The sequence below is a fragment of the Rhizobium acaciae genome (assembly GCF_025941625.1).
Lineage (GTDB): Bacteria > Pseudomonadota > Alphaproteobacteria > Rhizobiales > Rhizobiaceae > Rhizobium > Rhizobium acaciae.
The window spans coordinates 1-1,294 of sequence record NZ_JAPCZO010000074.1; the positions used below are offsets into that span (position 1 = coordinate 1).

General features: G+C 61.7%; 1 pseudogene. It reads left to right on the forward strand.

Annotated elements, in window-relative coordinates:
* Nucleotides 1-1,294, forward strand: a pseudogene (locus tag OLZ32_RS39120) (Ti-type conjugative transfer relaxase TraA); the annotation flags it as partial.

Consider the following 1,294-nt stretch of genomic DNA (forward strand, 5'->3'; position numbering starts at 1 on the left):
TGGTGCACGGGAATTTGCCGCCGGCGACCGCATCATCTTCCTGGAGAATGCCCGTTTCCTCGAGCCTCGTGCTCCCCGTCTCGGCCCGCAATATGTCAAGAACGGCATGCTCGGCACGGTCGTTTCCACCGGCGACAAACGCGGTGATACACTGCTTTCGGTCCGTCTCGACAATGGCCGTGACGTCGTCATCAGTGAGGACAGCTACCGCAATGTCGATCACGGCTACGCCGCGACCATTCACAAATCACAAGGTGCCACCGTCGAGCGAACCTTCGTGCTTGCCACCGGCATGATGGACCAGCACCTGACCTATGTGTCGATGACCCGACATCGCGACCGCGCTGACCTCTATGCCGCGAAGGAAGATTTTGAAGCGAAGCCGGAATGGGGACGAAAGCCGCGCGTCGATCATGCCGCCGGCGTGACCGGTGAGCTCGTGGAAACAGGACAAGCCAAATTCCGGCCGAATGATGAGGATGCCGACGACAGTCCTTATGCCGACGTAAAGACGGATGACGGAGCCGTCCATCGCCTTTGGGGTGTGAGCTTGCCGAAGGCGCTCGAAGAAGGTGGTGTCTCCCAAGGCGACACGGTGACCCTGCGCAAGGATGGTGTGGAGCGGGTCAAGGTTCAGGTTGTGATCGTCGATGAGCAAACCGGCCAGAAGCGATTCGAGGAAAGAGAAGTCGACCGCAATGTCTGGACCGCCAGTCGGGTCGAAACCGTCGCAGAACGCCTCGAGCGCATCGAGCGGGAAAGCCATCGGCCGGACCTGTTCAAGCAGCTCACCCTGCGCCTGTCGCGCTCCGGCGCCAAGACGACCACGCTCGATTTTGAGAGCGAGGCCGGCTACCAGGCCCATGCCGACGACTTCGCCCGGCGTCGTGGGCTCGATCATCTTTCTCAAGCTGCGGCCGGCATGGAAGAGGAGGTTTCCCGGCGGTGGGCGTGGATTGCCGAGAAGCGCGAGCAGCTGCCAAAGCTCTGGGAGAGGGCCAGCGTTGCGCTCGGATTTGCGATCGAGCGGGAACGGCGCGTCTCCTACAATGAGGCGCGAATTGAAACGCAAACTGTCCCGGATGCAGATGCCGGCCGTGCGCGGTATCTGATCCCATCCACCACGGGCTTCACCAGGAGCTTGGAGGAAGACGCGCGGCTGGCTCAGCGTTCGTCGCCGGCGTGGAAGGAGCGGGAAGCAATTCTGCGGCCGTTGTTGGAGAAGATCTATCGTGACCCGGATGCGGCGATTGTCGGCCTGAACGCCCTGGCATCGGATGTGAAGATCGAACCC